Genomic DNA, 11,383 nt, shown 5'->3' with positions numbered 1-11,383 from the left:
CCGCGGTTGCTTCGATCATGATGGCGGTGAGTTAAACGATGGCGGGGATGCGGTACGTTTCGACGCAGGCTGTGACACTAGTGCGTATCCAGGTGCGCCGCCGATTCAATCACTCATCTGGTTCACCCGCATCGACCGCCGCCTCTGGCGCACAAGAGTTTGCAGTCTTGACCACGCTCACGGTATCGCGAGCGATTATTATTGACCGACGGTCGGTCAATATATAGCATGGGAACTGCTTTCAGACTATCTAATGGATCGCCATGCACAGATATCGCCTTCCCGCCTTAGTCGCGGCTGCCTATTTGGGCACATTTCTTGCTTCTATCGATATCAGTATCGTGAACGTAGCGCTGCCGACCCTTCAACTGGCAATGCGGGCCGATCTGGCCGGCCTGCAATGGGTTGTCAACGTGTATGCCATAGCCCTATCGGCCGTGATGCTGTCGGCCGGGCCGTTGGGGGACCGCTATGGGCATAAGCGAGTGTGGCTTGGCAGTGTTCTTTTGTTTGTCCTTGGATCAATTACCTGCGCGGCGGCAGGCCGCCTCGATATGCTCCTGTGGGGGCGCGCGATTCAAGGCATCGCCGGTGCGTTGCTGATTCCCGGCGCCATGCCTATCCTTACTCATGCGTTCCCGGATCCGCGCCAACGCGCTCGCGCGATCGGCGGATGGTCCGCCTTCAATGCGCTTGCGCTGATTTCCGGGCCGTTGCTTGGTGGGCTCTTGGTCGAGCATGTTGGCTGGAAGAGCGTTTTCCTCGTGAATGTCCCTCTGGGCATCGCCGCAGCATTGCTCGGCGCATGGGGCATCCCGGAACGCAAGCATCCCGATCACGCGGCGTTTGATCCGGTGGGGCAGGTGCTCAGCATGGTGTGGTTGGGGATGCTCAGCTACGGCCTGATCGGGATCGGTGAGCACGGCACCTCTCCGGATAAGGTGATGAAGCCTTTGAGCATCGCCCTGGTGGGGTTCGTCGCATTCGTCTGGATCGAAACGCGTGTGCCGCGGCCGCTGTTTCCCGTGCAGTTGTTCCGCAACCGCTCGTTGGCACTGGCGAATCTGGCGTCGTTTGCGCTTGGCTTCTCGGCCTACAGCAGTCTCTTCTTTCTGTCTCTCTACCTTCAGCAAGCGAAAGGAAGTGCGCCCGCGCTGGCTGGCTGGCAACTCGTGCCGCAGTTCGCTGTGATGGCAGCGGCATCGCTCTTGTTCGGTCGCCTCGCAGCGCGTTTTTCGCTGAAATTGCTGATGGTTGCGGGCTACGCGTTGGTCGGCTTGGCGCTATGCATCATGGTTTCCTTCACGCCATGGACGTCCGATGCCGTGATCAAGCTGGTCTTTGCGGTCCTGGGGCTGGGGATGGGGCTGTCCGTGCCCGCAACCGGCATGATGGTCATGGGGTATGCGCCTTCGGAGCGCTCGGGCATTGCGTCGGCTACGATGAACGCTTTGCGCCAAACCGGAATGACCTTGGGGATCGCCATGCTGGGCAGCGCAATGAGCGTTTGCGCTGTCCGCCAACTGACGGTTTCGGTCGCGGCGGCGGGCGCGAGCGATCCTGCAAGAATGGCGAGGAGTGCAGTGCTGGACCATATGTTGCCGACGCAGCAAGCATGGGTCTCCGATCTGTATCGGTCTGCCATGGCCGGCGGTTTCGCACTCGCCATGGCATGCGCCGGTGTGGTCTGCCTGTTGATAGCATGCCTATTGCTCTTCTTTCATACCGAGCGACCCGCTCTCCAGGTGGCGCCGACGAACAAGTAGTGCGTCGATAGAGGCTCCAGTTATGGTTGCGATACCTCGGCTGCTTCGCCGCAGTAGCCGAGGAGCGACAGCTTATGCGTGCAACAGAACGTTGGCATATCGAATAATCGACACTGTCTGGAACCACCAAGGGGCTGAAGGGCGAGTCTGGCGCGTTGTTGCTTGATCGTGGTTGACGCGGCGCACGCCTGACTGAACCGGGCACGCTTTCCATGCATGAGCGTTCAGGAACTGTCGGCCGGATTTTCACGGCCGGCTGCCTGGCGCGACCGGCGGCGCGGCTTGGGCGGCTGCCCGTCGTCGGCAACGCCGACCATGCGCAGGCAGACCGCGATGACATCACGGGCGAATTTGGAGCAATCCGTCTCCTGAGCTGCGATCGCGTCGTCCGTGACGCCGTGCACGCCCGTGTAGATCAGGAGGGCGGTGACGCGTGATTGCGCAAGTTGCCATACGCCTGCCCGCGCGCCGCCGTCAAGAATGTCCTGTAACTGGTCGAGGATGGCGTTCTTTTCGCGATTGCTGCGGTTGTGATGATGATGGTCGGTGTACACGATGTCGTGCGTGCGATATGTCTCGACGTAGACCTCGATGCTCGTGCGGATCCAGGTGCAAAGTCGACCTAACCAATCGTCCTCGGCGCACGCGTCGACGGCTTGTTTCAGGCTGTCCAGGAATTGCGCCGTGTAGCGTTGGCCCATGGCAGTCAGCAATTCGTGCTTGGATGCGAAGTAATGATAGAAGGTGCCCTTGGCAACCTGAGCCAGTTCGACGATATCGTTGATCGTGGTGGCCTCGACGCCTTGCTCCAGGAACAACTTTTCCGCCGCGGCCATCAATTCGTCTAAACGTACTTCGGCTGGCTTGGTGCGGGGAGATTTCGGCGTTCCCTGCTCGCGCTGGCTGGTCTTGTATCTCATCATGCAGATTGGAAGCTCGTATGCAAAAGTCAGAAGTCTAGGCCATGAAACGGTTGTAACCAACCTGTCGTTGATGACCCTTCGCAGGTCGAATTGTGCATGAAAATCAGTTCCGGTGAGGTTCCGTGCATCAACGCTGCGTTGTACGCCCAGGTCGGGAGGCGGGGGAACGCTGCCGCTTCAGACGCGCTGTGGCCGTTCCGGCAACGTGCGCAGGAGCAGGCTGGCGATCACGACGGCCGCGAGGTTGAACAGCATGCTGTAGACGAATGCACTCTGAAGCTGAGGAAGCGCGTCCAGGTCCAACAGTTTCCTGAGCGCAATTTGCATGATCGTGCTGGCGGCAGTCACGCCGAACGCGGCTCCCAACTGCTGCAAAGTGGAGAGAACCCCCGGCCGCCTGCCCGCGCACTCGCCGTGTACGGTCGCTATCCTGATGCTCAGGAGCGGCGTCATCACCATACCTTGAGTGGGCCCCAGTGCAAACAGCGCGGGCAGCAAGAGCCACGGGAACCGGAGAATCGGGATATGCATCACCACGATCATCAAGAGAACGAAGCTCGCGGCATACAAGATTGCGCCCAGAAAAATGAACCAGGGGCCGTGGCGATTGACCAGTCTCGGCATCAACAGGGGAGAAAGCGAAAATCCGATACTGGTGGAAACATAAATCATGCCGGCCTGAAACGGATTCATTTTCAGGTCAAACTGGAGAAGCATGGAGAAGCTCAGCGTAAATGAGCCTGCGTTTACATAGATTCACATAACCAGCAGCGATTCTTTCGCGAATGGCATGTTTCAAAGGAGTTTCATGTCCACGAGTGGGACGTGTCCGTTGCTGCGTACCGGTTTTCATGGAACGCAAAAAAATATAGGGTGAAGAGGTCCGTCAATATCAGCACATTGCTTCAAAATTCCAACTCCACGCGGAAATCATCAGCAAAGGGAGCAATGCGATGGAGATCCCGATGCTCGACAGCGCAATGCCGATCCAGTCCAGGGATTGTTTCCGCATCGGCCGTGCGTCTTTCAATTGGCGAGAAAAATACAGCGCTACCATGCCGATGGGGACGTTGATGAAGAAAATGGTGCGCCGTTGCAGGTCGAGAAAATTGGCTCTGTTGAAATTTGAGTGGGTTACGCGGCATGCTGGTTGATCGAAGCGAAGTCAAGCTTGCCGGCGATCAGGAACAGCACGGTACGCATGGTGGTGAGGTTGGCGTAGCCGCGCGCGCGTCGCTTGGCGGCCTGAAACAGGCCGTTGAGCGCCTCCAGGAAGCCGTTGGTCTGACGCGTCTGGGTCCAGGCGACGATGCCGTCGAAGTGCTTGGGGATCATGCGCGCAACCTCCTTCATGGGTTCGACCTTGGAGCGCATCACGTTGGTACACCACTGCTCGAGCATCTCGGAGACGACGTTGATCTGCTTGCGATCGAGGAAATTTTGGGAGACTTCTACGCGGTTGCGGGAACCTGCCGGTGCTCTATACGCCCTCTTGTCAGCATTTCCAACCGGTAGCGTTGGCGTATGCCACCGCGTTTTTTACAAACCGCAAGGAAAGAAAGCGATGGAAAGCAAAGAAATAGGTATTTCAAAATCAGCGCCGTCTTTGAACTTGGTTGTCGTCACTCTTCTTTGCGCGTGCTCGGTTCTGCCTCTGAGTATATTTTTACCGTCGTTGCCTAATATTTGCAGCGATCTACACGTTGACTATGCGGTCATGAGCCTCTCGCTAGCCGGATACGCGGGACTCTCCGCGATTCTTGAGCTCTTCATGGGCCCGCTGTCGGATCGCTTCGGTCGTCGGCCGATTATTTTATTGAGTCTTGCTTTGTTCACGATTGGGTCACTAGGGTGTGCCCTCGCGACCAACGCATGGTCATTTCTTGCGTCCCGGTTTGTTCAGGCTGCAGTAACGTCTAGTTACCCAGTTTCGATAGCGGCAGTCCGAGACGTCTTTGGAAAGGAGGCGGCGGCAGGAAAGATCGGCTACGCGGCGACGGCCGCGGCGCTAGCACCTATGTTAGGGCCAGCATTGGGTGGTTTTCTCGATGAAATCTTCGGCTGGCGCGCCAACTTCTGGGTGCTTGCCGGTGTGGGGGCGCTGTTGTTCGTGTTCTGCTGGATCGACCTTGACGAGACCAAGACCAATATTTCCAGGTCGATAAAAGCGCAGCTCGAAGCGTATCCGATTCTTCTCCGCTCGAACCGTTTCTGGGGTTATACGGTTTGCCTCGCTTGTTCCACCGGTGCATTCTATGCATTCCTCACCGGTGTACCCATGACTGCAAAAATATCGTTCAACTTATCGCCTGCGGCACTAGGCGCATACATGGGAGCCATTACACTGGGGTTTATGTCAGGGAGTTTTTTGTCCGGACGCTATTCGAAACGATGGTCGCTTGCGAGAACCATGGTTTGGGGACGTATTCTGGCGTGCTTCGGTCCATTGATCAGTCTTACTATCGCCATGCTCGGCACTTCGGAAGTATTCTGGGTGCTCGCACCCTGCATGCTCGTCGGAATCGGCAATGGCCTTTCGAGTCCATGTGCGAATGCTGGCGCCGTCTCGGTGCATCCAACACTAGCGGGAAGCGCAGCTGGTCTCGCAGGTTGCATCACGATAGGGGGGGGATTCCTGTTTTCTTCCGGAACTGGAGTTATCTTGACTGCGAAAAATGCTGGATATTCACCATTTGGCATGATGTTGTTTGCGTGCGCGCTTGCACTTGCGGCATCTGTCTATGTCTTCCATTTGGAAGAGCGACGCTCGCAAGTTTAACTTCGTTAGTTGATTGGCGACGAGCGGGTAACGTCACGTGGGATCTGAGGTCCGCTAACCGCTCAGAACACCAATCTTCGTTCCCATATTGATGACGAGTCGTGGTCACACCATCGCGTCCATGAAACCAGTCCCGCCGTCTCGGGAAGCCTGCGGCCCTGATCCGGCTGGTGGCCAGCTTTTGCCGAGGGTACATGCCAATCAACTGTCGGCGTCGAGGGAGGAGTTCTCATGCTGGTCAACGAACTGTCTCAGGGCGCCATCGACCAGATCATGCATGGGCATGAGTGAGGCCGATCTCGCTAAGGCGGTGTTGTCGGGGCACCTCAAGTTGCCGAAGCGCTGACGGCCTCCGGACTGAAGGCGTGCGACACCGCGCTCGGCGCCGCGCGCGGGCGGCCGCCGGCGCCGGCGGATCCGCGCCATCGAGCGCCGCGTTGAACAACGCCTCGACCGACTGGAACTGACGCACCGCGTTCGCCTTGGTGTAGAGCGTCTTCGTGCCCAGGCTCGCGTGGCCGAGCAGCTCTCGCATGTCGAGGATGTCGGCGCCGGCGTCCAGGCCCGTAGTTCGCGAACGTGTGGCCCAGCCAGTGCGTGCTCGCGTAGTGCAGATCCGCGGCCGCGTTCGGGTACGCGATCGCCAGTTGGTCGGCGGCCCGCGCGAAGACGCCTTCTTGAGCGCGGCGAGCTGCTCGTTGAGCGTCGCCCGGTCCAGCGTTCCAGGGAGCAGTTGCTTGATCAGTTCCGGGCACAGGTTTAAGCCCTTGCCCGGTTCTATCGTATCTTCTTCCTTGCGTTTGCGTGGCATAAAAGTGGCTCATTGGCCGTCAGTTTATGCCTCGCACACAATGTTTCGGATAGGTTCGCGGGGTCCGCATCTTCGGCGGCCCCGCTCAATATACCTTGGGAATCAGGGCGGCCGTTCTGGCTTGATACTGCGTGTATTCGTCGCCGAATGCATCCAACAGCCAGCGCTCCTCGCGGCGGATCTTGACTAGATAGCATCCAGCTACGACCGCAAACAGCACGAAGCTGCGCAGGTCGCCAGCCATCAGCGCCGTGCCGAGCGCGGCCGCGAGCACACCCGTGTAGATCGGATGGCGGACGATCGCATAGGGCCCGCCCTGGATCAGGCGATGGTCTTCCTTCAGCGCGACCGCGCCCGCCCAGTATTGGCCGAGCCAGTATCGAGCCCAGCCCGCAAAGCCCATGCCGATGACGCACAGCAGTAGCCCGATCCAGGGCGCTTCGGCAACCGCCACCATGCGGTGCGTCGGCAGTCCCAAGAGTTGAAGCGGCATCGCCATTAACACAAGGCTGCCCATAACGAGTGCGATGTGAACCGTCTGCGCGGGCCCCGTCGCACGCCGGACGGTCTTGCGTGCGTGACGGGCAGCGACGAGCCAGTAGCCGATGAAGCCGCTCCAGACAATCATCGGCAACCATGTTGAGAGTGTATTCATTTCAATTCTCCTGAAATGTGACCGGTGGAAATCGAAAGGTCGGACTCGTTCGAGGGCAAGCGGCCACGCCGCTCATCGCGCGAACCAGTGCGCTGGGCGCGGCAATTCGAGGTGATCGCGCAGCGTGCTGCCTTCGTACTCGGTGCGGAACAGGTCGCGCCGCTGCAGTTCGGGCACTACTTGCTCGACGAAATCGACAAATCCGCCCGGGAAATACGGCGGCATCACGATGAAGCCGTCCGCCGCGTGATGCGTGAAGCGTTCCTCGAGCTGATCGGCTATGTGTTGCGGTGTGCCGCGAACGATCCAGTGCCCGCGCGCGCACGCAACCGACAGGTAGAGTTCCTTCACGGTGAGCTTCTGCTCACGGGCCGTGCGCACGAGCAGCGCTAGCCGACTCTTGCCCGCGTTTGTTTCGGGAAGCTCCGGCAACGGATCATCGAGGCGGCAGCCCGACAGATCCGCGCCACCGAGCATCGCCGCCAGCAGTGCCATCCCGACGTCCGGATGCACTAGCGCCTGCAATTGGGCATATTTTTCTTCGGCTTCGTCGGCCGTGCGCCCGGTGATTGGGAACACGCCAGGCATCACCTTCAGGTGCCGCGGCGAGCGGCCGGCCGCCTCGACGAGCGCCTTCAGGTCCGCGTAGAACGCCTGCGCGTCCGCAAGCGACTGCTGGATCGTGAAAATGCCTTCCGCCGTTTCGGCCGCGAGCGCCTTGCCCGCCTCGGACTGGCCCGCCTCGAACAGCACCGGATGACCTTGCGGCGCACGCGCGATATTGAGAGGCCCGCGCACCGCGAAATGCTCGCCGTGATGATGCAGCAAATGCAGCTTGCGCTCGTCGAAGTAAAGGCCGGCATCCTTGTCGTACAGGAACGCGTCGTCCTCCCAGCTATCCCAGAGGCCTTTCACGACGTGCACGAATTCCCGTGCGCGCGCGTAGCGATCCGCATGCGAGCTATGCACGTCGCGGCTGAAATTCAGCGCCTCGGATTCGTTCGACGACGTCACGACGTTCCATCCCGCGCGCCCGCCGCTCAAGTGATCGAGCGACGCGAACTTGCGCGCAACGTGAAACGGCTCGTTGTACGTGGTCGTCGCGGTCGCGACGAGGCCGATGCGCTCCGTCACGGACGACAGCGCGGAGAGCAGCGTCAGCGGCTCGAACTGTGCGACGAACTTCACGCTGCGACTCAACTCCTTGATGTCGGTTCCCCAGACGCCAAGCGTGTCGGCGATGAACGCCATGTCAAACTTCGCCCGCTCGGCGAGCCGCACCATGTCGACGTGGTGCCGAAAGCTCATCCCACCCTCCGCGCGCGCGTCCGGGTGGCGCCATGCGGCAACGTGGTGCCCGGGTTGATAGAGGAATACTCCCAGCTTCATCTTCGTCGTGCGCTGTGTCATGGCGTTCCTGAATGAAGGAGATCGAAGGATCGTCGGCCGTCCGCCCGGAGGGCCGTATGCGTCACGCGTATCGCTCGTTGGCATCGAGCGCCGCCTTGAAGCGTGCCTGGAACGTGTCGAGATGCGGCGGCGCGATTATCGTATGGTGTTCGCCCGGCACATCGACGAAGGTCGCGCATTCGCTCACGCAGTCGTGCCACGCTTCGAGTTCGCGATGGCGCCATGTATGCCTATCGATGCCGTTTTCCGTCATCCAGGGCAGCGGTGCCGCATGGAACACATGCACGGTCCGCACGCGGCCCGCCGGCCGATACGCGCGGCCGATGTCGATGAGCCCACGCGATAGATCGGCCCACGCGAGCATCCGGTTCGCATTGAGGTCGAGCTCAATCCGTTTGCGCGCCGGCACGGTCGACAGCAGCCATTCGGCACGCTCGCGCCGGCTCATCGCGCGCAGGGAAGGCGCCCACTCGACCATCTGGTACCGGTCGACAAGCGACAGGAAGAACGCAAGGTTCAGCAGTGCGTCGGCATCGTCCATCTGCGGCATTCGCGCGAGCATGTCCGGCGGGAAATCGATGATCCCGACGAATGCCATCCGCTCGCCACGCGCTTCCAGGCGCCGGGCGATCTCGAACGCCACCGCGGCGCCGTACGAGTAGCCGGCGATCGCGTACGGACCGCACGGCTGCACGTCGCGCATTGCGAGCAGATAGGTCTCGACCATTTCGTCGAAGCTGTTGAAGCGGCGCTCGCCGGGATTGAAGCCGCGGGCGCGCAGCGCATAGAAGGGCCGTTCGCCGATGAAGTGCTTCGCGAGATTCGCAAACACCAACACGTCGCCGAGGCCTGGGTGAACGCAGAAGAGCGGCGTCCGTCTTCCGCTGCGGTGGAACGGAACGAGCGGCGTGTAGGTCGCGTCTTCGCGCGCGTGGCGGTGCGCGAGGAAGGCCGCGAACTCGCGGATCGTCGGGTGGTGCATAAGCGTGACGGTGGGCAGCGTGTCGAGCCCGAATCGCCGCTGCACCTTGTCCTTGAACCGGATGATGTCGAGCGACGTGCCACCCAGCTCGAAGAAGTTCATCGCAGCGCCAAGCATCGATGCGTCGAGCTCGAAGATCTCCGCATAGATGTCCGCGAGCATGTACTCGGCGTCGCCTTCCAACGGCGTCCGCGCGCCGAGCCGATGCGCAAGCGCGGCGTTCACGCGCACTAGCGGAGCGGTGAACATGCCTGATTCGAAGCGCTTACGCAACTTCATGCGCTGCAGCTTGCCGAGGCTCGTCTTCGGCATGTCGGTGACATCGAGTGGCAAGATCATCGATGGTCGGAAACCCCAGTGCAGCACGACCCGCTCGCGAATCTCGGTGAGCGTCCGATACAGCGCGTCTGCGTCGTCGACCGGGAAAGTCGGATGAAAGAAGATCGCGAGGTGCTCGCTATCCTGTCCGGGCAGCCGGATCGGCACAGCCGCCACATAGGATTCTGCGATACCGTCCACCTGCTCGAGCACAGTTTCGATCTCGTGTACGTAGTAATTGACCCCGTGCACGATCACGCTTTCCTTCGTGCGCCCGACAAGCGTTAGCACGCCGTCGTCGAGGCGTCCTGAATCGCCGGTGCGGAACCAGCCGTCCAGTGTGAAGGCTTCCGCGTTCGCATCGTCGTTCTTCAGGTAGCCGGAGAAGATCATCGGTCCGCGCAACTGCAACTCGCCTGGCTCACCGTCCGGCACGACACGGCCCTCCGCGTCGACGATGCGCATCGTGAGGCCGTCGATCCCCATACCGAGCGGCGCGAACTCCTTGTCGATGCCTGACGCCGGATAGTCGCGCGCATAGACGCTGCCCGCGCAGGTCTCGGTCATGCCGAACGCGGGGGCGAGCACGTTCCGGCGCAGGCCGAAGCGTGCAAGCCGATCTAGGAAATGTAGCGCGGTTGCGTTCACAACCGCTTCGCCGCCCGAGACGATGATCTTCAGGTGCGACAAATCGAGCGGCTCAAGTTCGGCACTGCGCGCGAGCGCCTGATTGATGAGGCCGAGCAGAAAGTTCGGCGTGAATGTCATGCCGACCCGATAGCGGCCGAGCAGCTTGATGAAGTTCAGCGGCGAGCCGATGATCGCGTCGGTTGGCACGTGCAGTTGAACCGCGCCAACTGCCAGCGGCAGCATGTGGCATTCGAGCAAGCTTGCGACGTGGTCGCACGCGATCCAGTTTAGCGTGATATCCGAAGGCACAAGCTGCTGGCGCGCGATCTTGCCAGCCATCGACGCGAGCACGTTGCGATGTCTGAGCATCACGGCCTTCGGCTTGCCGGTCGAGCCGGACGTCAGCATCAGCATCGCGAGATCGTCCCGGCTCGCGTGCTGGAATGCGATGCTTGGCGGAAACGCGCGCAGCGATTCGACGCTGGTCGTGCGCACGTCGCCGAGCGATGCGGAGTCTTTGTCAGCCGTAACAAAGAGCGGTCCGTCGAGCAGCGCCGACACGTGGGCAACGTAGGCCGCGCGGTCCATGTCGGTGCCGCGTAGCGGCGGCAACGGGCAAGGCACATAGCCGCCCAGCAGGCACGCCCAGAAGACAGGAAAGAACTCCCGCGGCTCGTCGAGTCGGATCGCCACGCGGGCTTCGCGTGAGATGCCCGACGACTGCAAGCCTGCGAGAACACGACGCGCGTCAGCGAGCATCATAGGGTAGCGGATCAGACGCGCGCGCAATTCGCGATCGAAGATGACGTAGCCGGCCTCGGAGTGCTGTTCGACCGCTTGCAGAAAAAGCTGCGAGATGCTGTCACACTCGACGACGCGCCGGATGAAGAAGTCTAGCGTCTTGTCCTGGAACTCGATCTCGTCCGTGTCAAACTGCCCGGCCAACGTCACTCTCATATCCGCTCCTTATCGAGGGAATTCTCGTTCGTTGAACAAAAGTCGTCGTCAAATACAAGAAGGACTTGTGGTTTTCGATTCATTTGCGTACACCCAAGCTCAATCGGATGTATTTTATTTAAAATAAATCACTAATAAATTTATCGTGCAGA

The 11,383-nt window shown here is 60.4% G+C and carries 8 protein-coding genes and 2 pseudogenes; 3 read left to right on the top strand and 7 right to left on the bottom strand.

Annotated elements, in window-relative coordinates; all coding sequences use genetic code 11:
• The first annotated feature begins 263 nt into the window (after positions 1-263).
• Positions 264-1,766 (top strand): DHA2 family efflux MFS transporter permease subunit, encoded by a 1,503-nt coding sequence (locus WT16_RS21265; protein WP_006027793.1) that lies wholly within the window; start codon positions 264-266, stop codon positions 1,764-1,766.
• Between the two features lie 224 nt (positions 1,767-1,990).
• Here WT16_RS21265 and WT16_RS21260 read toward each other — a convergent pair whose 3' ends face one another.
• Both WT16_RS21260 and WT16_RS21255 read right to left on the bottom strand, forming a co-directional pair.
• Complete coding sequence (locus WT16_RS21260) at positions 1,991-2,686, bottom strand: TetR/AcrR family transcriptional regulator (protein ID WP_015603725.1); 696 nt, start codon at positions 2,684-2,686, stop codon at positions 1,991-1,993.
• 180 nt (positions 2,687-2,866) lie between these two features.
• Positions 2,867-3,445 (bottom strand): MFS transporter, encoded by a 579-nt coding sequence (locus WT16_RS21255; RefSeq protein ID WP_269447551.1) that lies wholly within the window; start codon positions 3,443-3,445, stop codon positions 2,867-2,869.
• A 197-nt stretch (positions 3,446-3,642) separates the two neighbouring features.
• Here WT16_RS21255 and WT16_RS33880 point away from each other — a divergent pair, with 197 nt between their 5' ends.
• Positions 3,643-3,843 (top strand): hypothetical protein, encoded by a 201-nt coding sequence (locus WT16_RS33880; protein WP_156521478.1) that lies wholly within the window; start codon positions 3,643-3,645, stop codon positions 3,841-3,843.
• Here the strand turns inward: WT16_RS33880 and WT16_RS32240 are convergent.
• Positions 3,824-4,123, bottom strand: a pseudogene (locus WT16_RS32240) (transposase); the annotation flags it as partial. The gene WT16_RS33880 and the pseudogene WT16_RS32240 overlap by 20 nt on opposite strands.
• 130 nt (positions 4,124-4,253) lie before the next feature.
• On the opposite strand from WT16_RS32240, the gene WT16_RS32235 reads away from it, so the two are divergent.
• On the top strand, positions 4,254-5,468 hold the full coding sequence (locus WT16_RS32235) for a multidrug effflux MFS transporter (protein ID WP_082874952.1): 1,215 nt from the start codon (positions 4,254-4,256) through the stop codon (positions 5,466-5,468).
• Between the two features lie 670 nt (positions 5,469-6,138).
• Here the strand turns inward: WT16_RS32235 and WT16_RS32225 are convergent.
• From WT16_RS32225 to WT16_RS21230, 4 genes and pseudogenes are all read right to left on the bottom strand, one after another.
• Positions 6,139-6,279: pseudogene (locus WT16_RS32225) on the bottom strand (IS256 family transposase); the annotation flags it as partial.
• Between the two features lie 85 nt (positions 6,280-6,364).
• Positions 6,365-6,934 (bottom strand): isoprenylcysteine carboxylmethyltransferase family protein, encoded by a 570-nt coding sequence (locus WT16_RS21240; RefSeq protein ID WP_231892098.1) that lies wholly within the window; start codon positions 6,932-6,934, stop codon positions 6,365-6,367.
• A gap of 72 nt (positions 6,935-7,006) precedes the next feature.
• Positions 7,007-8,344 carry an LLM class flavin-dependent oxidoreductase gene (locus WT16_RS21235; protein ID WP_063534150.1) on the bottom strand — a complete coding sequence of 446 codons (1,338 nt, stop codon included), beginning with the start codon at positions 8,342-8,344 and terminating at the stop codon, positions 7,007-7,009.
• Positions 8,345-8,405: 61 nt separating this feature from the next.
• Positions 8,406-11,231, bottom strand: a complete 2,826-nt coding sequence (locus tag WT16_RS21230; RefSeq protein WP_197486496.1) for a non-ribosomal peptide synthetase — start codon at positions 11,229-11,231, stop codon at positions 8,406-8,408.
• Positions 11,232-11,383: the final 152 nt, after the last annotated feature.

It is taken from the genome of Burkholderia sp. MSMB1589WGS (assembly GCF_001636105.1).
GTDB classification, from domain to species: domain Bacteria; phylum Pseudomonadota; class Gammaproteobacteria; order Burkholderiales; family Burkholderiaceae; genus Burkholderia; species Burkholderia humptydooensis.
Note: the sequence above shows the minus strand (reverse complement) of the source record. Positions and strands in the feature narration are given on the sequence as shown.